This window comes from Pseudomonas cremoricolorata, from assembly GCF_000759535.1.
GTDB classification, from domain to species: Bacteria; Pseudomonadota; Gammaproteobacteria; order Pseudomonadales; family Pseudomonadaceae; genus Aquipseudomonas; species Aquipseudomonas cremoricolorata_A.
This window is the reverse complement of sequence record NZ_CP009455.1, coordinates 1,019,765-1,041,159: the sequence shown is the minus strand read 5'-3', so window position 1 is coordinate 1,041,159 and position 21,395 is coordinate 1,019,765. Positions and strand designations below refer to the sequence as shown.

At 64.5% G+C, this 21,395-nt stretch carries 25 protein-coding genes; 11 read left to right on the top strand and 14 right to left on the bottom strand.

Translation table 11 applies throughout. From position 1 onward, the window contains the following. Positions 1 to 11: 11 nt before the first annotated feature. Genes rsmD through LK03_RS04430 form a run of 3 tightly spaced genes read right to left on the bottom strand, consistent with a single transcriptional unit; the run spans position 12 to position 3,431 of the window. The gene (gene rsmD / locus LK03_RS04440) at positions 12 to 608 is read right to left on the bottom strand and encodes a 16S rRNA (guanine(966)-N(2))-methyltransferase RsmD (protein WP_038411251.1); all 597 of its coding nucleotides are present in this window, start codon (positions 606 to 608) and stop codon (positions 12 to 14) included. Next, positions 608 to 2,083 carry a M16 family metallopeptidase gene (locus tag LK03_RS04435; RefSeq protein WP_038411250.1) on the bottom strand — a complete coding sequence of 492 codons (1,476 nt, stop codon included), beginning with the start codon at positions 2,081 to 2,083 and terminating at the stop codon, positions 608 to 610. The genes rsmD and LK03_RS04435 overlap by 1 nt, the downstream gene beginning before the upstream one ends. After that, positions 2,076 to 3,431 (bottom strand): M16 family metallopeptidase, encoded by a 1,356-nt coding sequence (locus LK03_RS04430; protein ID WP_038411249.1) that lies wholly within the window; start codon positions 3,429 to 3,431, stop codon positions 2,076 to 2,078. Before LK03_RS04430 ends, LK03_RS04435 begins: the two co-directional genes overlap by 8 nt. A 233-nt stretch (positions 3,432 to 3,664) precedes the next feature. Here LK03_RS04430 and ftsY point away from each other — a divergent pair, with 233 nt between their 5' ends. From ftsY to rpoH, 4 genes are all read left to right on the top strand, one after another. Next, positions 3,665 to 5,143, top strand: coding sequence for a signal recognition particle-docking protein FtsY (gene ftsY, locus LK03_RS04425; RefSeq protein ID WP_038411248.1), 1,479 nt, complete (start codon positions 3,665 to 3,667; stop codon positions 5,141 to 5,143). After that, positions 5,140 to 5,811: a cell division ATP-binding protein FtsE gene (gene ftsE / locus LK03_RS04420; RefSeq protein ID WP_028693379.1), complete on the top strand. Its 672-nt coding sequence runs from the start codon at positions 5,140 to 5,142 to the stop codon at positions 5,809 to 5,811. The genes ftsY and ftsE overlap by 4 nt, the downstream gene beginning before the upstream one ends. Beyond that, a complete protein-coding gene (gene ftsX / locus LK03_RS04415) occupies positions 5,808 to 6,830 on the top strand; it encodes a permease-like cell division protein FtsX (RefSeq protein ID WP_038411247.1) in 1,023 nt (340 codons plus the stop codon). Before ftsE ends, ftsX begins: the two co-directional genes overlap by 4 nt. Before the next feature lie 110 nt (positions 6,831 to 6,940). Continuing rightward, the gene (gene rpoH, locus LK03_RS04410) at positions 6,941 to 7,795 is read left to right on the top strand and encodes an RNA polymerase sigma factor RpoH (protein ID WP_038411246.1); all 855 of its coding nucleotides are present in this window, start codon (positions 6,941 to 6,943) and stop codon (positions 7,793 to 7,795) included. 63 nt (positions 7,796 to 7,858) lie between these two features. Here rpoH and mtgA read toward each other — a convergent pair whose 3' ends face one another. After that, complete coding sequence (gene mtgA, locus LK03_RS04405) at positions 7,859 to 8,569, bottom strand: monofunctional biosynthetic peptidoglycan transglycosylase (protein WP_038414601.1); 711 nt, start codon at positions 8,567 to 8,569, stop codon at positions 7,859 to 7,861. Positions 8,570 to 8,633: 64 nt separating this feature from the next. On the opposite strand from mtgA, the gene LK03_RS04400 reads away from it, so the two are divergent. The 4 genes from LK03_RS04400 (at position 8,634) to trmB (ending at position 10,886) form a co-directional block, all read left to right on the top strand. Further along, positions 8,634 to 9,005, top strand: coding sequence for a DUF423 domain-containing protein (locus tag LK03_RS04400; protein WP_038411245.1), 372 nt, complete (start codon positions 8,634 to 8,636; stop codon positions 9,003 to 9,005). A 101-nt stretch (positions 9,006 to 9,106) separates the two neighbouring features. Then, positions 9,107 to 9,307, top strand: a complete 201-nt coding sequence (gene thiS / locus LK03_RS04395; protein ID WP_038414600.1) for a sulfur carrier protein ThiS — start codon at positions 9,107 to 9,109, stop codon at positions 9,305 to 9,307. Between the two features lie 52 nt (positions 9,308 to 9,359). Further along, the gene (locus LK03_RS04390; RefSeq protein WP_038411244.1) at positions 9,360 to 10,154 is read left to right on the top strand and encodes a thiazole synthase; all 795 of its coding nucleotides are present in this window, start codon (positions 9,360 to 9,362) and stop codon (positions 10,152 to 10,154) included. A gap of 9 nt (positions 10,155 to 10,163) precedes the next feature. After that, complete coding sequence (gene trmB, locus LK03_RS04385) at positions 10,164 to 10,886, top strand: tRNA (guanosine(46)-N7)-methyltransferase TrmB (protein WP_038411243.1); 723 nt, start codon at positions 10,164 to 10,166, stop codon at positions 10,884 to 10,886. A gap of 49 nt (positions 10,887 to 10,935) precedes the next feature. Here trmB and LK03_RS04380 read toward each other — a convergent pair whose 3' ends face one another. The 9 genes from LK03_RS04380 to LK03_RS04340 all read right to left on the bottom strand — a co-directional run bounded on the left by LK03_RS04380 (position 10,936) and on the right by LK03_RS04340 (position 17,541). Beyond that, on the bottom strand, positions 10,936 to 11,262 hold the full coding sequence (locus LK03_RS04380) for a DUF3392 domain-containing protein (protein ID WP_028693387.1): 327 nt from the start codon (positions 11,260 to 11,262) through the stop codon (positions 10,936 to 10,938). 9 nt (positions 11,263 to 11,271) lie between these two features. Then, positions 11,272 to 12,465 carry a radical SAM family heme chaperone HemW gene (gene hemW / locus LK03_RS04375; RefSeq protein WP_038411242.1) on the bottom strand — a complete coding sequence of 398 codons (1,194 nt, stop codon included), beginning with the start codon at positions 12,463 to 12,465 and terminating at the stop codon, positions 11,272 to 11,274. After that, positions 12,462 to 13,058 carry an RdgB/HAM1 family non-canonical purine NTP pyrophosphatase gene (gene rdgB / locus LK03_RS04370; protein WP_038411241.1) on the bottom strand — a complete coding sequence of 199 codons (597 nt, stop codon included), beginning with the start codon at positions 13,056 to 13,058 and terminating at the stop codon, positions 12,462 to 12,464. The genes hemW and rdgB overlap by 4 nt, the downstream gene beginning before the upstream one ends. After that, the gene (locus tag LK03_RS04365; protein ID WP_038411240.1) at positions 13,055 to 13,489 is read right to left on the bottom strand and encodes a DUF4426 domain-containing protein; all 435 of its coding nucleotides are present in this window, start codon (positions 13,487 to 13,489) and stop codon (positions 13,055 to 13,057) included. Before LK03_RS04365 ends, rdgB begins: the two co-directional genes overlap by 4 nt. A 51-nt stretch (positions 13,490 to 13,540) precedes the next feature. Then, positions 13,541 to 14,161 carry a methionine biosynthesis protein MetW gene (metW, locus tag LK03_RS04360; RefSeq protein WP_038411239.1) on the bottom strand — a complete coding sequence of 207 codons (621 nt, stop codon included), beginning with the start codon at positions 14,159 to 14,161 and terminating at the stop codon, positions 13,541 to 13,543. 7 nt (positions 14,162 to 14,168) lie between these two features. Continuing rightward, positions 14,169 to 15,308, bottom strand: a complete 1,140-nt coding sequence (gene metX / locus LK03_RS04355) for a homoserine O-succinyltransferase MetX (RefSeq protein ID WP_038411238.1) — start codon at positions 15,306 to 15,308, stop codon at positions 14,169 to 14,171. Positions 15,309 to 15,396: 88 nt separating this feature from the next. Next, positions 15,397 to 15,987 (bottom strand): YggT family protein, encoded by a 591-nt coding sequence (locus LK03_RS04350; protein ID WP_038411237.1) that lies wholly within the window; start codon positions 15,985 to 15,987, stop codon positions 15,397 to 15,399. A 10-nt stretch (positions 15,988 to 15,997) separates the two neighbouring features. Beyond that, a complete protein-coding gene (gene proC / locus LK03_RS04345) occupies positions 15,998 to 16,816 on the bottom strand; it encodes a pyrroline-5-carboxylate reductase (protein ID WP_038411236.1) in 819 nt (272 codons plus the stop codon). A 38-nt stretch (positions 16,817 to 16,854) separates the two neighbouring features. Next, positions 16,855 to 17,541, bottom strand: coding sequence for a YggS family pyridoxal phosphate-dependent enzyme (locus tag LK03_RS04340; RefSeq protein WP_038411235.1), 687 nt, complete (start codon positions 17,539 to 17,541; stop codon positions 16,855 to 16,857). A 64-nt stretch (positions 17,542 to 17,605) separates the two neighbouring features. Between LK03_RS04340 and LK03_RS04335 the strand changes: the two genes are divergently transcribed. Continuing rightward, positions 17,606 to 18,610, top strand: a complete 1,005-nt coding sequence (locus LK03_RS04335) for a type IV pilus twitching motility protein PilT (protein WP_038411234.1) — start codon at positions 17,606 to 17,608, stop codon at positions 18,608 to 18,610. 9 nt (positions 18,611 to 18,619) lie between these two features. On the opposite strand, the gene LK03_RS04330 is transcribed toward LK03_RS04335, so the two are convergent. Continuing rightward, a complete protein-coding gene (locus LK03_RS04330) occupies positions 18,620 to 19,504 on the bottom strand; it encodes a LysR substrate-binding domain-containing protein (protein ID WP_038411233.1) in 885 nt (294 codons plus the stop codon). 276 nt (positions 19,505 to 19,780) lie between these two features. Here LK03_RS04330 and LK03_RS04325 point away from each other — a divergent pair, with 276 nt between their 5' ends. After that, entirely contained in the window at positions 19,781 to 20,422 is a 642-nt protein-coding gene (locus LK03_RS04325) for a LysE family translocator (protein WP_038411232.1), read from the top strand. 98 nt (positions 20,423 to 20,520) lie between these two features. Beyond that, a complete protein-coding gene (locus LK03_RS04320) occupies positions 20,521 to 21,336 on the top strand; it encodes a PDZ domain-containing protein (protein ID WP_038411231.1) in 816 nt (271 codons plus the stop codon). Positions 21,337 to 21,395 lie beyond the last annotated feature (59 nt).

The following is a 21,395-nucleotide window of genomic DNA, read 5'->3' as shown; positions in this document are numbered from 1 at the left end:
GTGGTAGCCGATTATTCCCGTTGCCACAGCGCGTAATGCACCTGGCCGGTTTTCTTCTCGCGGTGCAGGCGCCAGTTGGCGGGCATGCCCAGGCTCGAAGGTAGCGCTTCGCTTTCCGTGTAGATCCAGGCGCGTTCACCCAACCATTGCTGCTGCTCGAGCAGTTGGCAGGTGTTGGCGAGCAGGTCCTGATGGAACGGCGGGTCGAGGAATACCAGGTCGAACTGCTGCTTGGCCGGCCCCTGCAAGTAGCGCAAGGCGTCGGTTTGCAGAATCTGCCCGCGCGGGCAGCGCAGCAGTTCGAGGTTGTTCTTCAGGTTGGCGATGGCCGCCGGATTGCTGTCCAGCGCCACTGCGTTCTGCGCGCCACGCGACAGCGCTTCGAGTATCAGCGCGCCGCTGCCGGTGAAGGCGTCCAGCACCTGGGCGCCTTCGATGTACGGCGCCAGCCAGTTGAACACGGTTTCCCGCACCCGGTCTGGCGTAGGTCGCAAGCCATCACCCTCGGGCACTGGCAAACGCCGGCTGCGCCATTCGCCGGCGATGATGCGCAGGTGGCCCTGGCCCTTGCTGGCGGCGGGACGGGGGGAGGAGGTTGCTCTGGCCATCAATGCTCCGGTACGCCAAGCGGCTGGTCGGCGGGTTTTTCAGTGGGCGGCGGCAGCGGTTTCTGCGGCACTTTCGGGCCGACCGTGACGATCACCAGTTTGTCTGCTGCCAGGTGCTTGTTCATCGCGGTCTTGACCTGCTCGACGGTCAGCGCCTGCGACTGCTGCATGAAGTCTTCCAGCCAGGTCAGCGGCAGGTTGTAGAAGCCGATGGCGCCCAGTTGGCCGACGATGCTGGCGTTGCTGGCGGTCGACAGCGGGAAGCTGCCGGCCAGCTCACGCTTGGCGTCGTCCAGTTCCTGCTGGGTCGGGCCGGTCTTGAGATAATCGGCCAGCAGGTCCTGCACCAGCTTCAAGGTGCCCTCGCTGAGTTCGGCACGGGTCTGCAGGTTGATGGTGAAGGGGCCGCGCACCTGCATGGGGGTGAACGAGGAATACACGCCGTAGGTCAGGCCGCGTTTTTCCCGCACCTCGCTCATCAGCCGGGTGCCGAAGGCACCACCGCCGAGAATCTGGTTGCCTAGCGACAGCGCGGCCCAGTCCGGGTCGTTACGGTCGATGCCCAGCTCGGCCAGCATCAGGTGGGTCTGCTTGGAGGCGTAGTCGATGTGGGTGATGCCAGGCTTGGGCTCGCTCGGCTGCGCCGGGGCCGGCAGCGCCGGGCCTTTGGGCAGTGCGGCCGAGACCTGCGCGGCGATGGCTTCGGCCTCGCTGCGGCTGAGGTCGCCGACCAGGGCGATGACCGCGTTCCCGGCGGCGTAGGCCTTGGCATGGAAGGCGCGCAGTTGCGCCTGGGTGATGCCTGGAATGCTCTTGGCGTTGCCGTCGCTGGGGAAGGCGTAGGGGTGAGTGCCATACAGCTTGCTGGACAAGGCATTGGCACCCAGCTTGGCCGGGTTCTGCTTGTCGTACTCAAAACCTGCGAGCATCTGATTCTTGATGCGTTTGAGCGAGTCCTCGGGGAAGGTGGGCTTGCCGACCACATCGGCGAACAGCTTGAGCGCCGGCTGGCGTTTGTCCGCCGCACTCAGGCTGCGCAGGCTGGCGACCGCCATGTCGCGGTAGGCGCCGTTGCCAAAGTCAGCCCCCAGGCCCTCGAAGCCCTGGGCGATGGCAGTGACGTCCTTGCCGGCCACGCCTTCGTTGAGCATGGCGTTGGTCAGGGTGGCCAGGCCCTCGGTGCCAGCATCCTGGCTGCTGCCGGCGGCGAAGGTCAGGCGCAGGTCGAACATCGGCAGTTCGTGGGCCTCGACGAACAGCACCCGGGCGCCTTCGGCGGTTTTCCAGTTCTGCACGTTCAGTTGGCGGCGGCTGGGTGCCTTGCCATCGAGTTCGGCCAGCGATTGCAGACCGTTGGCGGGCTTGGCGGCGTCTGCGGCATGCGCCGGCGCCGACAGCAGCGTGCAGGCCGACAGGGCCAGGGCGAACAGGCCGGCGCCGACGAAGGTCTGGCGCGGTGCGCGGCGATCACTCATGAGCGGACTCCTCGGGCAGTACGTGGGCAACGCTCAGGCGTTCACGGGTGAAATAGGTGCGGGCGGCGTCCTGGATGTCCTTGGGCGTCACTTGCTTGAGTTCGTCCAGCTCGCGGTCGATCAGCTTCCAGGAAAGGCCGACGGTTTCCAGCTGGCCGATGGTGGTGGCCTGGCTGCTGATGGAGTCGCGGTCGTACACCAGGCCGGCGATGACCTGGGCGCGCACGCGTTCCAGTTCCGCAGCGCTCGGCGGGGTGGTCTTGAGCTCGTCGAGCTGTTCCCACAGGCCTTTTTCCACGTCGGCCAGGGTCTTGTGCTGCTGCACGTTGGGGGTGGCGGAAATCAGGAACAGGCTGTCGCCTCGGGTGAAAGCGTTGTAGCCGGACGATGCACCGGCCACCAACTCCTGGCCGCGCTCCAGACGCGATGGCAAACGCGCGCTGTAGCCGCCGTCGAGCAGGGCCGAAATCAGTCGCAGGGCGTGCACGCTACGTGGGTTTTGCGCAGTCGCCAGACCCGGCACGTTGAAGCCGTAGATCAGGCTGGGCAGTTGCGTGGCGACATGCAAGGTCAACTGACGCTGGCCAGGCTCGGCCAGTTCGAGCGGCAGTTTGGCCGGCGGGGTGTCGCGCTTTGGGATGGCGCCGAAGTACTTCTGCGCCAGGCCTTTGACCTCATCGACCGTGACATCACCGACCACCACCAGAGTGGCGTTGTTCGGTGTGTACCAGGCCTCGTACCAGTGGCGCAGTTCCTCGACCTTCATGCGTTCGAGGTCGGCCATCCAGCCGATGGTCGGGGTGTGGTAGCCGCTGGCCGGGTAGGCCATGGCGCTGAACAGCTCGAAGGCCTTGGCGTTGGGCTTGTCATCGGTGCGCAGGCGGCGCTCTTCCTTGATGACTTCGATTTCCCGGGCGAACTCCTCGGGCGGCAGGCGCAGGCTGGCCATGCGGTCGGCCTCGAGTTCGAAGGCGACCGGCAGACGGTCGCGGGCCAGCACCTGGTAGTACGCGGTGTAATCATCGCTGGTGAAGGCGTTTTCCTCGGCGCCGAGGTCGCGCAGGATGCGCGAACCTTCGCCTGGACCGACCTTGGCGCTGCCTTTGAACATCATGTGTTCAAGGGCATGGGACAGGCCGGTCTGGCCTGGGGTCTCGTAACTGGAGCCGACCTTGTACCAGATCTGCGACACCACCACGGGCGCGCGGTGGTCTTCGCGCACGACCACTTTCAGGCCGTTGTCGAGGGTGAATTCATGGGTCGGTTGGGTATCGGCGGCGATGGCGGCCAGTGGCAGACACAAGGTGCCGAGCAGCAGGCCGGCAGCGCGGCGGGCGAGAGCTTTCATAAAGGGGGTTCAACCTGTTCGGCGGCCCGCTTGGGTTTAGCGTCGGCGGGCCTGGAGGTGCTAGGATACTGATCCGGTCGCCTGGCGGCCATGCCTGTCGCCGTTCTGGCCCGCGGGCCCTTAAGACAAAACGTTACGCATGAACCAGTCGCATCGATGAGAGTCTGTTCTGCGTCTATTGAATTCCAGATGCGCCACTGCTGGCCCATCGCTGCCTTGAGATAGCCGTCTCCATGTTTGGTTCCAACGACGACAAGAAAGCGCCGGCCGATGCTGGTGAGAAGAAAGGCCTGTTCAGCTGGTTTCGCAAGAAGCCACAGCAACCGGCTCCCGAGCAACCGGTCCCTGAGCAGCCTGCCGTCGAGCCGCAGCTGCCTGCGGTAACGCCCGAGCAGCCTGCCCTCGAGGCTGAGCAACCGGCTCCGGCGCCCGCTGAAGCGCCGCAGCTCGTGGACCCGGCACCGATCCCGCCAGCGCCAGCTGCACCGCTCACGCCCAGCGCCGAAACCCCGGTCAGCAACCTGGTCTTGCCGGTGGCCGAAGAACCCGTTGCGCTGGTGCCCGACCTGCAACCGAAGGCGCCGCCGGTCATCCCCGAGCGCGCGCCGGTCGAGCAGGTAGAGGTAGCACCTGCGGTCGAACCTGAATCCACGCCCGTGCCCGTGGCATTGACCCCTGCCGCCGCACCGCCGGCCATCGTCGAGCCGGTCGTGGTCGTCGAGCCCAAAGCCGCGCCTGAGCCCGAGCCACAACCCGTGGCCGTCTCTGCCGAGCCGTCCAGGCCCGGCTTCTTCGCCCGTCTCAAGCAGGGGCTGTCGAAGACCAGCGCCAGCATCGGCGAGGGCATGGCCAGCCTGTTCCTCGGCAAGAAGGTCATCGACGATGACCTGCTCGATGAAATCGAAACCCGCCTGCTCACCGCCGACGTCGGTGTCGAAGCCACCTCCACCATCGTGCAGAACCTCACGCAGAAGGTCGCGCGCAAGCAGCTGACCGACGCCGAGGCCTTGTACAAGTCGCTGCAGGATGAACTGGCCGCCATGCTGCGCCCGGTCGAGCAGCCGCTGAAGATCGTCTCCCAGAGCAAGCCCTACGTCATTCTCGTGGTGGGCGTGAACGGCGCCGGCAAGACCACCACCATCGGCAAGCTGGCCAAGAAGCTGCAACTCGAAGGCAAGAAGGTGATGCTGGCAGCCGGCGATACCTTCCGCGCAGCGGCCGTCGAGCAGTTGCAGGTCTGGGGCGAGCGTAACCACATTCCAGTGATCGCCCAGCACACTGGCGCAGACTCGGCCTCGGTGATCTTCGACGCCGTCCAGGCAGCCAAGGCCCGTGGCGCCGACGTGCTGATCGCCGATACGGCAGGGCGCCTGCACACCAAAGACAACCTCATGGAAGAGCTGAAGAAGGTGCGCCGGGTGATCGGCAAGCTCGATGCCGACGCCCCCCACGAGGTGTTGCTGGTGCTCGATGCCGGCACCGGGCAGAACGCCATCAGCCAGGCCAAGTACTTCCACCAGAGCGTCGAGCTGACCGGCCTTGCGCTGACCAAGCTCGACGGCACCGCCAAAGGCGGGGTCATCTTCGCCCTGGCCAAGCAATTCAACCTGCCGATCCGCTTCGTCGGGGTCGGTGAGGGCATAGACGACCTGCGCACCTTCGAGGCCGAGCCGTTCGTCAAAGCCCTGTTTGCCGAACGGGACGCCCCATGATCCGCTTCGAACAGGTCGCCAAGCGCTACCCCAACGGCCATATCGGCCTGCACGAGTTGAGTTTCCGGGCACGCCGGGGCGAATTCCTGTTCGTGACCGGCCACTCGGGCGCCGGCAAGAGCACCTTGCTGCGCCTGCTGCTGGCCATGGAACGACCGACCAGCGGCAAGTTGCTGCTGGCCGGGCAGGACCTGGGGCAGATCAGCACCGCGCAGATTCCGTTCCTGCGTCGGCAGATCGGTGTGGTGTTCCAGAACCACCAGTTGCTGTTCGACCGCACCGTGTTCAACAACATCGCCTTGCCGCTGCAGATTCTCGGCCTGTCCAAGCCCGAGATCGCCAAGCGCGTCGACTCGGCGCTGGAGCGTGTCTCGTTGTCCGACAAGGGCGAACTGTTCCCCGCCGACCTCTCCACCGGTCAGCAGCAGCGCGTCGGCATCGCCCGCGCCATCGTTCACCAGCCGGCCCTGCTGCTGGCGGACGAACCGACCGGTAACCTCGACCCACGGCTGGCCGCCGAGATCATGGGCGTATTCGAAGACATCAACCGCCTCGGCACCACCGTGCTGATCGCCAGTCACGACCTGGCGCTGATCGCGCGCATGCGCCACCGCATGCTGACCTTGCAGCGTGGGCGACTGATCGGCGATGGGGAGGCCGGGCAATGAGCAACAACCGTACATCCAAAGTCTCCGAGCGCGTGGCGCCGAAGGCGGCCGAGCAGGTCAAGAAAAAGCCCGGCAATCACGACGACGACGGCCCAGACCTGCGCACGCTGATGCGCGCCTGGCTGGAAAGCCACCGCGCCAGCCTCGCGGACAGCCTGCGCCGTCTGGGCAAACAGCCCATCGGCAGCTTCTTTACCTGCCTGGTGATGGCCGTGGCGCTGAGCATGCCCATGGGCCTGTCGCTGCTGCTGAAGAATGTCGAAGTGCTCGGCGGCTCATGGCAGCGCGCGGCGCAGATCTCCCTGTACCTGAAAATGGACGCCAGCAGCCGCGAGGGCGAGGCCCTGCGTGACGAAATCATGGACATGCCCGGCGTGGCCCAGGCGCAGTACGTCAGCCGTGAGCAGGCGCTGGAAGAGTTCAAGAAGCAGTCCGGGCTAGGGGAGGCGATTCGCGAACTGCCGGAAAACCCGCTGCCGGGTGTGGTGGTGGTGACCCCGACCGAGGTCGACAAGCCTGCGCTGGAGGCCCTGCGTCAGCGTCTGTCCGAGCTGCCCAAGGTCGAAGTGGCGCAGCTCGACTTGCTCTGGGTCGAGCGCCTGGCGGCGATCCTCAAGCTGGGCGACCGCTTCGTCTTCGGCATGGCGGTGATGCTGATTTCAGCCTTGTTGTTAGTAATCGGTAACACAATTCGTCTACATATCGAGAACCGCCGTACCGAGATCGAAGTGATCAAGCTGGTGGGCGGCACCGACAGCTATGTACGGCGGCCCTTCCTCTACATGGGCGCCCTCTACGGCCTGGGCGCGGGGGTGCTGGCATGGGGTATTCTGGCCTTCGGCCTGAACTGGCTGAACGATGCGGTAGTCGGGCTTTCCGGTCTGTACGGCAGCGATTTCGCCCTCGCAGGGGTACCAGGGTCGGATGGACTTTCGCTCTTGATCGGTGCTGTACTGTTAGGGTATATCGGTGCGTGGATTGCGGTCGCTCGCCATTTGCGAGAGTTGGCACCGCGCTAGCGTTAATCGCCAACATTGCATTTTCTTCATCCTGGAACTTGCGTACGGGTTTTCCGGTCAATGTTGGCAGTGCTCACAAGGCACACATCTCGAAAGCTGGAGGTTCTTGAATGACCACATCGTTGCAACCTGCGTATGCCCTGGTTCCCGGTGCAAACCTGGAAGCCTACGTGCACACGGTCAACAGCATTCCGTTGCTGTCGGTCGAGCAGGAGCGTGATCTGGGCGAGCGTCTCTACTATCAGCAGGATGTCGAAGCCGCTCGCCAGATGGTGATGGCGCACCTGCGTTTCGTGGTTCACATTGCCCGCAGCTATGCCGGTTACGGCCTGGCGCAGGCAGACCTGATCCAGGAAGGCAACGTCGGCCTGATGAAGGCGGTCAAGCGTTTCAACCCGGAAATGGGTGTGCGCCTGGTGTCGTTCGCCGTGCACTGGATCAAGGCCGAGATTCACGAGTTCATCCTGCGCAACTGGCGCATCGTCAAGGTGGCCACCACCAAGGCGCAGCGCAAGCTGTTCTTCAACCTGCGCAGCCAGAAGAAGCGTCTGGCCTGGCTGAACAACGACGAAGTGCATCGGGTCGCCGAAAGCCTGGGGGTCGAACCTCGGGAAGTGCGCGAGATGGAAAGCCGGCTGAGCGGCCATGACATGGCCTTCGATCCGGCCGCCGAGGCCGATGACGACAGCGCCTTCCAGTCGCCCGCGCATTACCTGGAAGACCACCGCTACGACCCGGCACTGCAGCTCGAAGACGCCGACTGGAGTGACAACTCGGTAAGCAATCTGCACCAGGCCTTGAGCGGTCTGGACGAGCGCAGCCGCGATATCCTCTATCAGCGCTGGCTGGCCGAAGAAAAGGCCACCTTGCATGAGCTGGCAGACAAGTACAGCGTCTCGGCCGAGCGTATTCGTCAGTTGGAGAAGAACGCGATGAACAAGGTCAAGGCACTGATCGCCGCCTGATCACCTCACCGCCCACGAAAAAGCCGCTGCCCGTTGGGTCAGCGGCTTTTTCATGTCCGCGATTTAGAAGCGTTCGCCGCCCTCGAGCTGACGCAGATAAGCGTTGCCGCCCAGTTGGCTGATCTGCCGGCTGATCCAGCTGGCACGGCCTGCCACGTATGTGCTCGGATGCCCTGCGCTCCATTTCAGCGGGCTGGGCAGCACAGCGGCCAGTTGTGCGGCCTGCTGGCGGCTCAGTTGGCTGGCGTCGACGCCGAAGTGGTAGCGCGCTGCGGCCTGGGCGCCAAACACCCCTTCACCCCATTCGGCGCTGTTGAGGTATACCTCGAGAATTCGTTCTTTCGACCAGAACAGCTCCATCAGCCCGGTGAACCAGGCCTCCAGGCCTTTACGCAGCCAACTGCGCCCCGACCACAGGAACAGGTTCTTCGCCACCTGCTGGGTCAGCGTGCTGGCGCCGCGCAGGTTGCCACCGCGCTCGTTGTTGGCGAAAGCGGCCTGGATGGCGGGAACGTCGAAGCCCCAGTGGCTGGCGAACTTTTGATCTTCACCGGCAATGACCGCCAGCTTGAGGTCGTTCGAGATGCGCTCCCAGGGCTGCCATTCACGTTGCAGGTCGATAGGTTCGCCGTTGACCCAGGACTGCACCTTGCGCTCGACCATCAGCGCGGTGCCGGGCGGCGGTATCCAGCGAAAGATCAGCACCAGCACGATGCTGCCAGCGATGAACCACAACAGAGCACGGGTAAGGCGGCGGATGAGCGATGACAGCATGACGATGGCTTGGCCGGACCGAGGGAAGCGGCCATTATACAGAGCCATTTCCAGGAGTCGTCCCATGCTTCGCAGCTTCCTGATGCTCGCCGCCTTTTTCGGCTTCACCGGTGTTGCCCTCGGTGCCTTCGCCGCCCATGGTCTGAAGAGCCGCCTGAGCGCCGAATACCTGGCGATTTTCCACACTGGCGTCACCTATCAACTGGTGCATGCCCTGGCGATTCTGGGCGTTGCGGTACTGGCGGTGCACCTGCCCGGGCGGTTGGTCGGCTGGGCCGGCGGGCTGTTCGCGCTGGGCATCGTGTTGTTCTCCGGCAGCCTCTATGCGTTGACCCTGAGCGGCCTGGGCAAGCTGGGGATCATCACCCCGATCGGTGGTGTGTGCTTCCTTGCAGGCTGGCTGTGCCTGGGTATCGCCGCCTGGCGCCTGGGTTGAATAGCGGCCGCCATTGGGCTGAACCCAGGTCGCCAGACTTGGGAAATGCGCCCTACAGGGGCTAGAATGCGGGCCCCCAACGCACAATGGTGGCCGTGCGCATGCGCATTCAACTGAACGGTGAACCTTACGAATTGCCCGCTGGCGAAAGCGTCGCGGCCTTGCTGACTCGCCTTGAGCTGGCCGGGCGCCGCGTTGCCGTGGAACTGAACCTGGATATCGTGCCGCGCAGCCTGCACGACAGCACGCTGCTCAACGACGGCGACCAGGTGGAGGTGGTGCATGCCATCGGTGGCGGCTAGCCGCCCCGGCATTTCACCCGCACTTCCCGTAACCCTGTCCCGAGGAATCCCGATGAGCAACGTTCGCAGTGACAAGCCCTTCACCCTGGCCGGCCGCACCTTCCAGTCGCGTCTGCTGGTGGGCACTGGCAAGTACCGTGACATGGAAGAAACCCGCCAGGCCATCGAGGCCTCGGGTGCCGAGATCGTCACCGTCGCCGTGCGCCGCACCAACCTGGGACAGAACCCGGGCGAGCCGAACCTGCTCGACGTGCTGCCGCCCGACCGCTACACCATTCTGCCCAACACCGCCGGCTGCTATGACGCGGTCGAGGCCGTGCGTACCTGCCGCCTGGCCCGTGAGCTGCTCAACGGCCATAACCTGGTGAAGCTGGAAGTGCTGGCCGACCAGAAAACCCTGTTCCCCAATGTCATCGAAACCCTCAAGGCCGCAGAAGTGCTGGTCAAGGAAGGCTTCGACGTCATGGTCTACACCAGCGATGACCCGATCATCGCCCGCCAGCTCGCGGAAATCGGCTGCATCGCGGTCATGCCGCTGGCTGGCCTGATCGGCACCGGGCTGGGCATCTGCAACCCCTACAACCTGCAGATCATCCTCGAAGAATCGAAAGTGCCGGTGCTGGTCGATGCCGGTGTCGGCACTGCATCCGATGCCACCATCGCCATGGAAATGGGCTGCGAAGCGGTGCTGATGAACTCAGCCATCGCCCACGCCCAGCAGCCGGTGATGATGGCCGAGGCCATGAAACACGCCATCGTCGCCGGTCGCCTGGCCTATCTGGCCGGGCGCATGCCGAAAAAACTCTACGCCAGCGCCTCGTCGCCGCTGGATGGTCTGATCAAGTAAGAGCCCCTGATGACTGAATCGCAAGAAACGCCCGTGACCCCCGAGGGCGAAGAGCGCCCACACCGCCGCATCAAGAGCTTCGTGATGCGCGCCGGACGCATGACCGAAGGCCAGCAACGTGGCCTGGAGGTGGGTGGCCCGCAGTTCATCCTGCCGCTGGCCGGTGAGCCGGTGGACTACGACCAGGTATTCGGTCGCAGCGCCCCGCGCACCCTGGAGATCGGCTTCGGCATGGGTCATTCCCTCTTGGAAATGGCTGCCGCCGCGCCTGAGCAGGACTTCATCGGCGTGGAAGTGCACCGCCCAGGTGTCGGTGCGCTGCTCAATGGGGTGCTGACTGAAGGCCTGAAGAACCTGCGGGTGTATGACTGCGATGCCATCGAGGTGCTCAACCGCTGCGTCGCCGATAACAGCCTCGACCGCCTGATGCTGTTCTTCCCCGACCCCTGGCACAAGGCGCGCCACCACAAGCGCCGCATCGTCCAGCTGGAGTTCGCCGAGCTGGTACGGCGCAAGCTCAAGCCCGGCGGCGTGTTCCACATGGCCACCGACTGGCAGCCCTATGCCGAATACATGCTGGAAGTGATGAGCGCAGCCCCCGGCTACCGCAACCAAGCCGCCGATGGCACTTACGTGCCGCGCCCGGAAGAACGCCCGATCACCAAGTTCGAACGCCGCGGTGAGCGTTTGGGGCATGGGGTTTGGGATTTGAAGTTCGAAAAGTTGGGGTGAGTTCGGGGGCGATGGGCCGCAACGATTACGCTACACGTGTGACAGAGCCTCACCCCCGCCGATCCGCCACCACCCCGATCAACGCGATCACCACCAGCAACACCGGCGCCAGCGCGTAGTTGTTGAACTGGCTCAGCCCCTTCATCACCCATGGCGTGGCATAGATCAGTGCAGCGCCGCTGCCGATCATCACCAGCAAGGCCATGGCCGGTACGCGCAGGGCGCCGGCTACGCTGCCCAGGCGCTGCTCGGCCCAGGCCTTGATGTCGGTGCCGAACAGCACCAGCAGACAGCCGACGAAGGCCAACGAAATTTCCGAAAGGTGGCTCCGGCTCCAGCGCGAAACGGTGGCCAGCAGGTCAAGTACCACGTCCATGCTTCATCCTCAGGTCAAGAAGTACTGCAGCAGGTCATTGAGGAACAGTTGGCCGCGCGCAGTGGCGGCCAGTCGATCCGGTTCGACCCGCAAAAGGCCCTTTTGTTCGGCCGTGCGACGGGCCTGGGCCAGCTGTGCCAGGGGCTGGCCGGTACGTTGGGTGAACAGCTCGGCCTCCACGCCTTCGGTCAGGCGCAGGGCATTGATGAGAAATTCGAACGGCAGCTCATCCAGCGGCAGGGCCTTTTCCCCGGCCTTGAAGGGCTTGCTCGGGTTGAGGTAGTCCTTCGGCAGGCGGGTCTTCCAGGTGCGTACGATGCGCCCATCAGGCAGCGACAGCTTGCCGTGGGCGCCGGCGCCGATGCCGATGAAGTCACCGAAGCGCCAGTAGTTGAGGTTATGCCGCGCGGCGCGGCCCGGCTGGGCATAGGCCGACACCTCGTACTGGGCGAAACCCTGCTGGGCGAGCAGCGCCTGGCCGGCTTCCTGAATATCCCAGAGGATGTCGTCTTCGGGTAGCTCCGGCGGCTGGTTCCAGAACACCGTGTTCGGCTCGACGGTGAGCTGGTACCACGACAGGTGCGTCGGCCCCAGCTCGATGGCCTGGCGCAGATCGCCCAGGGCATCGTCCAGCGACTGCTCGGGCAGGCCGTGCATCAGGTCCATGTTGAAGTTGTCGAAGCCTGCGTTGCGTGCCATGGCCGCAGCGCGCACCGCTTCATCGCCGTTGTGGATGCGCCCCAGGCGCTCCAGCTTGGCCGGCTGGAAGCTCTGCACGCCAATCGAAAGGCGATTGATGCCCTGCTGGCGGTACGCCTTGAATTTGTCCTGCTCGAAGGTGCCGGGGTTGGCTTCCAGGGTGATCTCGATGTCGCTGGCGAAGGGGATACGCTGCTCGACGCCACGCAACAGGCGACCCAACTGCTCGGCGCTGAACAGGCTCGGCGTGCCGCCGCCGAAGAAGATCGAACTCAACACCCGACCCTGCACGGCGAACAGGTCCTGGTCGAGGTCGGCGAGCAATGCATCGACGTACTCGGCCTCAGGCAGGTCCGGGCCAGCCTGGTGCGAGTTGAAGTCGCAGTAAGGGCATTTGCGCACGCACCAGGGGATGTGGATGTACAGCGCCAGCGGCGGCAATTGCGGCAGGGCGATGACCGTCGCTGTGGGGTAGAGCAACGTCGAGGACGGCTGGTCGGTCATGCCAGGCCCAGACGTTGGCGCAGCAAGGCCATGGCGCGGGCGCGGTGGCTCAGCTGGTTTTTTTCCAGCGGCGCCAGCTCGGCGCTCGAGCAATCGCGCTCAGGCACCCAGAACAGCGGATCGTAGCCAAAGCCATGCTCGCCGCTGGCGGCGGTGAGGATGCGCCCGTGCCACAGCCCTTCACACAGAATCGGCAGCGGATCATCGGCGTGCCGCACCAGCGCCAGCACGCAGACGAACTGCGCGCCGCGTTGCTCGGCCGGCACGTCCTTGAGGGCCTTGAGCAGCTTGGCGTTGTTCGCCGCATCGCCTTGGCCATCGGCATAGCGCGCCGAGTAGATACCCGGCGCACCGCCGAGAACATCCACCGCCAGCCCGGAATCGTCGGCCAGCGCCGGCAGGCCGGAAATACGTGCGGCGTTGCGCGCCTTGAGGATGGCGTTTTCGACGAACGACAGACCGGTTTCTTCCGGTTCGACCTGGCTGAATTCACCGATCGAACGCAGGTGGACCGATTCGCCGAGCATGGCCTGGAGTTCTTTGAGTTTGCCGGCGTTGTGGCTGGCGAGGACGAGCTGCTGGAGATTCATCATTGGCCTGGGAAGACTTCCTGGTTGAAGCTGAGAGTATGGCTGACGCCGCCGGTGTCGATGTCGAGGGTGAAGGTCAGCAGTTGCGCCTGCTCGACCTTGAACTGCGCCACGTACGACACCGCGCCCTGACTGCTGATGGCCTTGAAGCTCAGCGGGCTGCTGCGCCCGGTGAGGTCCTTGACCGAACCCTTGACCGTCGCCAGGCCTGGGGCATCGGCCTGGCGTACCGCCACGGTCAGCACGCCCAGCTCTTTGCTGCGCAGCAGGCCGGTCGAGGCGGCCACCGCAGGCGGCAGGCTGCTGGACGAGAAGGCGTTGTAATGCACGGTGACGTCGTCGAAGGTCTGCTGACGTTCAGGACGGGCGGCATCGGCAGCCAGTGCCGGCAGCGCCAGGCACAGGCTGAGCAGAAACGCGGCGAAACCACGCATGGAACAGTGACTCCCTATGACGATGCGCGCCACCGGCAGTGGCGCCTGGGTTCAGACCGCGACCTGGTGTTCGGCCAGGCTCGGGCTGCTGACCCGGTAAATGCCGATTTCCCCGAGCAGGTTCGGCCACAACCGGCCACCCAGTCCGTTGCGGTGCAGACGGTCGACCGCCAGACGATCGAGCACCTTGGCATGGCGCTCGTGGCACAGTTGCTCGAAGTCAGCGAAGGTACAGAAGTGGATGTTCGGCGTGTTGTACCAGGTATAGGGCATGAAGTCCGATACCGGCATGCGGCCTTTGGTCGCCAGGTACCAGCGGCAGCGCCAGTGACCGAAGTTGGGGAAGGTGATGATGCATTCGCGGCCCACCCGCAGCATCTCTTCGAGGATGCGGTCGGGGTATTCCACTGCCTGCAGGGCCTGGGTCATGACCACGATGTCGAAGCTGTCGCTGGCGAAGTTGCCCAGGCCCTTGTCGAGGTCTTGTTCGATGACGTTGACGCCCCTTGCCACGCATTCGGCAATGTTGTCGGGGTCGATTTCCAGGCCATAGCCGTGCACCTGCTTGCGATCGCGCAGCGAGGCCAGCAGTTCACCGTTGCCGCAGCCCAGGTCGAGCACGCGGCTACCGGCGGGGATCCAGTCGTGGATGATTTCCAGGTCGGCTCTCATGCTGTCCTCAGATCGCGATGCGGTTCATGTAGTTGGTAAACCCCTGCATGTAGCGCGGTGTAGGGATGAGGAAGGCGTCGTGGCCGTAAGGCGAGTCGATGTCCAGGTAGCAGACGTTCTTGCGCGCCGCCAGCAGGGCATCGACCATTTCCCGCGAGCGGGCCGGGGAAAAGCGCCAGTCGGTGGTGAACGACATGATGCAGAAATCAGCCTTCGCGCCGGCCAGGGTCGCGGCCAGGTCGCCATTGTGCGCGGCGGCCGGATCGAAGTAGTCCAGCGCCTTGGTCATCAGCAGGTAGGTATTGGCGTCGAAGCGCCCGGAGAACTCTTCGCCCTGGTAGCGCAGATAGCTTTCGACCTGAAACTCGACGCTGTGGAAGTCGTAGTTGAGCTTGTCGCTCTTGAGTTCACGGCCGAACTTCTCGCCCATCGAGTCATCCGACAGGTAGGTGATATGGCCGACCATGCGCGCCAGCATCAGGCCGCGCTTGGGGATCACGCCCTGGTCCTGGAACGAGCCCCCGTGAAATTCCGGGTCGGTGAGAATCGCCTGGCGGGCGACCTCGTTGAAGGCGATGTTCTGCGCCGACAGCTTGGGCGCCGAGGCGATGTCGACACAGTGGCGGATGCGCTCGGGGTAGGTGATCGACCATTGCAGCGCCTGCATGCCGCCCAGACTGCCACCGACCACTGCCGCCCACTGAGCGATGCCCAGGCGGTCGGCCAGGCGCGCCTGGCTGTGCACCCAGTCTTCGACGGTGAGAATCGGGAAGTCGGCGCCGTAGGGCTTGCCGGTGGCGGGGTTGAGGCTGCTCGGGCCGGTACTGCCATTGCAGCCACCCAGGTTGTTCAGGCTGACCACGAAGAAGCGGTTGGTGTCGATCGGCTTGCCCGGGCCGATGCAGCTGTCCCACCAGCCGGGCTTGCGGTCTTCGGCGCTGTGAAAGCCCGCCGCATGGTGGTGGCCCGACAGCGCATGGCAGATCAGCACGGCATTGCTGGCCGTGGCGTTGAGCGTGCCATAGGTTTCGTAGATCAGTTCATAGCTGGCCAGCGAACGGCCACAGGCCAGCGGCAGCGGCTCATCGAATCGGGCAACCACAGGGGTTACCAGACCGACGGAATCTTCGGCAAAGACAGTGGACATCGACCCAGCTCACGCGTGAATGAGGCGTAAGTCTAAAGAGCGCTACCCCCAGCGGCAAGCAACAGCTACCGCTGGGGGCGGCGAGGGGTCAGATCATGCGGAACAGTTCTTGCGGCATGCCGATTTGCGCGGCAATCGGTGGCAGCACGAACGACTGGATCACCTGGATGGCGATGAAGGCGAAGATCGGCGAAATATCCAGCCCGCCGAGGTTCGGCACGATGCGGCGGAACGGTGCCAGCACGGGCTCGGCAATCTGGTAGGCCAGCTCGGCGGCCGGGTTGTGGCTGTTCGGCGCGATCCACGAGACGATCACCATGACGATCATCGCCACCCAGAAGATCTTCAGGAACAACGACGCCACGCCCAGCAGCGCCCACATCAGCAGGTGCAGGATGTCGCCGAAGGTGCCGTAGGTGACCATCAGCACGAAGGCCATCAGCAGCGCCTGCAACACCACGGCCAGCAGCAGGGACGAGGTGTCCATGCCACCGATGCTGGGGATGATGCGACGGATCGGCTTGAGCAGCGGTTGCGTGGCGCGCACCGCGAACTGGCATAGCGGGTTGTAGAAGTCGGCCTTTACCAGTTGCAGCACGAAGCGCAGCAGGACGATCACCAGGTACAGGCTGACCAGGGTTTGCACCACGAAAATCGCGGCGCCGGACAGTGCATTCATCGACAGCTCCTTATTTGCCCAGTTGTTCGGCCAGCGCGGCGGAGCGCTGCGCGGCAGCCTCCAGGGCGTGCTCGACCAGTGTCTGGAAACCATTGTTCTGGAATGAGGTGATGGCCGCCTCGGTGGTGCCGCCCGGCGAGGTGACGCGGCGGCGCAGCTCGGCGGCGTCGACGTCGCTGGCCGCAGCCATGTGCGCAGCGCCCAGGGCGGTCTGCAAGGTCAGTTGCGAAGCGGTTTCGCGCGGCAGGCCGAGTTTCTCGCCGGCGGCGGTCATGGCCTCGATCAGCAGGAAGAAATACGCCGGGCCGCTGCCCGACACCGCAGTGACGGCATCGATCTGTTGCTCTTGATCGAGCCACAGCACGGTGCCGACCGCGCCCAGCAGGGTTTCGGCCTGCTGGTGCTGTTCGGCCGAGACCTGGGCATTGGCGTACAGGCCGCTGGCGCCCTTGCGCAGCAGCGCCGGGGTGTTGGGCATGCAGCGCACCAGCGGGCGCTCGCCCAGCCAGCTTTGCAGGCTGGCGCAGGTGATGCCGGCGGCGATGGACACCACCAATTGGCCCGGTGCAAGCGACGGCGCCAGGGCCTCGCACACCGCTTTCATCACTTGCGGCTTGACCGACAGCACCACCACGTCGGCATCGGCCACGGCCTGGGCGTTGTCTTCGAACACCTCGATGCCGTGCTCGGCCTGGACGCGGCTGCGGGTCTCGGCACCGGGGTCGCTGGCGCGGATCTGCGCGGCGTCCAGGCCCTGGGCGCGCAGACCGCCGATCAGGCTGGCGGCCATGTTGCCGGCGCCGATGAAGGCAATACGTGTCTTGCTCATGTCAGGTCCTTGCGGGAAAGGGTGAGTGAAACATGGATTCAGACGGCGCCATAGTCACGCGCGCCGAACAGGGCGGTGCCGATGCGCACCCAGGTCGCGCCCTGGGCGATGGCCGCCTCGAGGTCGTGACTCATGCCCATCGACAAGGTATCGAGGCCAGGTTCGAGCTGGCCCAGCAGTTCGCGCAACTGGGCGAACGGGCGTTCCTGCGCGGCGCGTTCGTCGCTCGGCGCGGGAATCGCCATCAGCCCACGCAGGCGCAGCCCGGGCAGGGCCGCCACCGCGGCGGCCAGCGCCGGCAGGTCGGCCGGCGCGCAGCCCGACTTGCTGCCCTCGCCGCTGACGTTCACTTGCAGGCAGACGTTGAGCGGGGCCAGCCCGGCCGGACGCTGCTCGGACAAACGCTGGGCGATTTTCAGGCGGTCTACGGAATGTACCCAATCGAAGTGCTCGGCAATGGCGCGGGTCTTGTTCGACTGGATGGGGCCGATGAAGTGCCAGGTCAAGGGCAGGTCGGCAAGTTCCTGCTGTTTGTTCAGCGCTTCCTGTAGGTAATTTTCCCCCACATCGCTGACCCCGGCGGCGTACAACTCACGCACGGCGCTGGCCGGCTTGGTTTTGCTCACCGCCAGCAGGCGCACGCTGGACGGCGCGCGTCCGGCTGCCTCAGCGGCACTGTGGATACGGACGGCGAGGGCCTGCAAGTTGGCTGCTACTGTGGACATGGTTGATCGCCGGCGGCTCAGTGGTCGCGGCATTCTACCTGCTCTATGGCCTTTGGGGAGTCTCATGGACGTGACCGACCTGCTGGCCCGCGCCCTCCACGCGCGGGCCTCCGACCTGCACCTGGCAGCAGGTGAAGCGCCGCTGCTGCGCATCGATGGCGAGCTGCAGCGCCTGGATTTACCGGTGCTGAGCGCCGACGCACTGTTCACCGGCCTTGGCCAGTTCCTTGACGCCGAGCAGCAACGGCAGTGGGCCAGCAGCGATGAACTCGACTTGGCCTTGGCCGTTCCCGAGCGTGGCCGGGTGCGCCTCAACCTGTTCCGCCAACAGCAGGGCCCTGCAGCCAGCCTGCGCTTGCTGGCAGACGATGTACCGAGCGTCGAGGCGCTTGGCTTGCAGCCGATCTACCCGCTGCTGGCAGGGCTGCGCGACGGCCTAGTGCTGGTCGGCGGGCCGACCGGCAGTGGCAAGTCCAGCACCCTCGCGGCCTTGCTCGACCAGCTCAACCGCGACCGCGCCCTGCACATCATCACCCTCGAAGACCCAGTGGAAATCCTTCATTGCAGCCAGCGCAGCCTGATCAACCAGCGCGAAATCGGCCGCCACAGCCGCGACTTCGCCCAGGCCCTGCGCAGCGCCCTGCGGCAAGACCCGGACATCATCATGCTCGGCGAACTGCGCGATCTCGAGACCATCCGCCTGGCCCTGCGCGCCGCGGAAACCGGGCACCTGGTGCTGGGCACCGTGCACACCCGTTCGGCGGTGAGCAGCATCGAGCGGCTGGTGGAGGTGTTCGCCGCCGAGGAAAAACCGTTGGTACGGGCCATGCTCGCGCAGTCGCTGCGCCTGGTGTTGGTGCAGGTGCTGGTCAAGCGCAAGGGCGGCGGCCGGGTAGCGGCGCGCGAAGTGCTGGTGGGTACGCCTGCAGTGCAGAACCTGATTCGCGAAGGGCGCCTGGCGCAGCTGCACTCGACCCTTCAAACCAGCGCCGCCGCCGGCATGCAGACACTGGAGGCTGCCTTGCAGGCGCTGCGCAGCCAGGGGTTGCTCGATGAGCCTGTGGGGTAGGGCGCGCGTTCACAGTAGCGGCAAGCGCTCGGTACTGGCCTGCATCTGCGCCGTGATCCAGTGCAGGAAGGCCGTCGCTTTGCTGCTGTCGGCAAACGGCTGGGCAGCCAGCAGGCAATAGCGCGAGCCATCCTTGGCGAAACCCAGCGGCGCGAGCAACTGCCCAGCGCGCAATTCATCTTCCACCATCAACGCCGAAGCCAGGCACACGCCCAGCCCGGCAGCGGCTGCCTGGGTCGAGAGGTAGAAGTGCTCGAAGTCCTGGCGCGTTGACTGGGCCAGCGTGATGCCGCGCAGGCGCAGCCAGTGGTCCCAGGCCTGTGGGCGGGTGCGGCTGTGCAGCAGGCACAGGCCATCCAGCGCTTCTTGGCCGTGCCACAGCCCAGGCGTGCACAGCGGGCCGACCCACTCTTCGCACAGAGTGGCGCTGTGAATGCCCTCGCCCCAGTAGAAGTCATCGCGCCGCACCGCCACATCGACCCCCGTTCGCGCAAAGTTCACTGCCCCGCCTGCGGTGAGCAGTTGCACCTGAATGCCAGGGTGCTGGCTGTGGAAATCCGCCAGGCGCGGGATCAGCCATTTCATCGCGATGGTCGGTTCGCACGACACCACCAGCACCTCGTCACGACTCGGCTGTTGCAGGTCGAGCACGGTCTGGCGCAAGTCCTCGAAGAACGGCGCGGTCAGCTGATACAGCCTGCGCCCGGACTCATTGAGAAAGATCGCCCGATTACGCCGCTCGAACAGCGTCACGCCGAGGCTCTCTTCCAACTGACGCACCTGGCGACTCACCGCGCCGTGGGTGATATGCAGCAAGCGCCCGGCCTGGACGAAGCTCTCGGTTTGGGCGGCGACATTGAAGAACTGTAGGGCGGCAAGCGGTGGAAGCTTCATGGGCGATGATTACTCACAGATACGCGCGACGAGAAATCGATTTTTATCCACAGGGTGGCTCGGCATGCTGTGTCGCGACCGGGGCTTGCGGTGAGTCTACGGAAGGATGACGAGGTTGTGGATAACCATGTTCGGCCCATCTATAGCGGCATCAGCCGGCGCACTGCCTGGCTGCCCAATGTTTCACGTTGAATTGCGAAAATCCCCACAGCGGCAGCGTGCTCAGTGTGATATTGCGAATCATCTGTGCAAAAGCATCGTCGATGGATACAGCCAATGAACGAACTCATCGCTGTCGCCGCCATCACCGTGCTCGCCGTCATCAGCCCCGGCCCTGATTTTGCCATGGTCACCCGCACCAGCTACGCCTACGGCCGCCGTCACGGACTGCTGGCCGCCCTCGGCATCGCCTGCGGCGTACAGGTGCATGTGTGCTACGCCGTGTTCGGCATCGCGCTGATCATCACCCACTCGCCGCTGCTGTTCCTGGCCATGAAACTGCTCGGCGCCGGGTATCTGCTCTACCTGGGCTACAAATCCCTGACCAGCACCTCGGCCCTCAGCATCGATGCCGCCAGCGGTCCGGCACTGTCCAACCGCCAGGCCTTCGCCCAAGGTTTTCTCACCAACGCCCTGAACCCCAAGACCATGCTCTTCGTCGTCGCGGTGTACAGCCAGGTGGTGCAGGCCGGCAGCAGTTGGGCGAGCAGCCTTGGTTATGGGCTGTTCATGTCTGCGGCGCACTGGCTGTGGTTCAGCCTGGTGGCGGTGTTCATCTCAGCGCCGGGGGTACGGCAGCGATTGCTGGCGCGCCAGCGCATGCTCGACCGGGTGATCGGCTCGGCGCTGATTGGCCTGGGACTGTGGGTGTTGTGGCCGGAGTTCGCTCAGGAGGTGATGGCTGGGGTGGGAGTGTAAGGAGGGGCGAGTGATGGGGCGAAAGGTCTACACCCTCGGTGATGATGTTAGAGTGCTACCTATCATCGGACCCACACATCGCCCAAGGAGCAAGTGGAATGGATTTCAGGTCAGGTCTGGCGGGTGTGCTGGCGTTGATTGCGCTTTCGGGCTGCACTGTGAACCCGTATTCGCGATCTTATGTAGCGAACAACTATGGCTACGACATTCGCACCAATCGCGTGGCACCTGCGCCAGAACAGCCAGATATCAGTCGGATAGTCTACTCCGAACTGGAATCGACCAATGAAAGTCTGCGCCGTAGAGGTTTTCAATCGCTGGGCTACTCATCATTCAAAACTGAAGATGATGCAGCAGACTCGATGGCCGTCGAGCAGGCGAAAAGCATCGGTGCCGATCTCGTGGTGATCATCGATCATGAGCTTGCCCGTAGCTATACGAGAACCCGAGAGGTGTCGGAGCCCGTAGGCAATAGCGAGTCCGTTACGACGGTCAGAGACGAAAAGGGCCGCGCTACGGGCGAGACCGCGACCACCAGGACGGTGCTGTACGAGACTCGATACGTATCCAGCACGGTCGACATTTATGACTACGGTGCCTTCTACTGGATACGCACCAATACAGGCCTAGGTGTTCAACTCACGAGGCTTTCGCCAACGCTGGCGAAGACTCCTGAAACAGCGAATGGTGCGCGGATCGACATGGTGATCTATGACAGCCCGGCTGACCGGGCGGATCTGCGGGAAAACGACATCATCGAATCGGTAGATGGCAAAACCGTCACCAGCCCTTACGTGTTCGAGGATTATCCCTACGTACCCGGCCAGGCGCTGAAATTGGTCATTACCCGCGATAACAAGAAGCTGGAAAAGACGCTGATAGCAGGTGAACGGCCGAATATCCCGATGAAATGAGTATTGCTCCGGACGCCCGTCAAGCGTTGTCGAATCTGGGAATTCACTCGTTTCCGTCC